The sequence below is a fragment of the Roseibium sp. RKSG952 genome (assembly GCF_009711355.1).
This window is the reverse complement of the sequence record NZ_SMMF01000016.1, coordinates 1-207: the sequence shown is the minus strand read 5'-3', so window position 1 is coordinate 207 and position 207 is coordinate 1. Positions and strand designations below refer to the sequence as shown.

Below are 207 nucleotides of genomic sequence, written 5' to 3'. Positions count from 1 at the left end.
TTCAAGAAATGTCACAAGAGGACAGAGTAATGACAACCGGCACACTGCAGGAACTTGCGCAGATGACCAGCCACATGATCCGGCAGGACCCGGCCCGCAACATGGACCGCTTCTACACACTTGAATTGCGCGCCGATTTGTTTGGCGGCATCCGTCTGGAGCGGCGTTGGGGCCGGACCGGCACGCGCGGGCAGTCCCTGTGCCGGC

General features: G+C 61.4%; 1 protein-coding gene. It reads left to right on the top strand.

From position 1 onward, the window contains the following. Positions 1-8 precede the first annotated feature (8 nt). Positions 9-207: WGR domain-containing protein (locus tag E1297_RS00030; RefSeq protein ID WP_368669402.1), on the top strand; the 199-nt coding region annotated here is incomplete at its 3' end.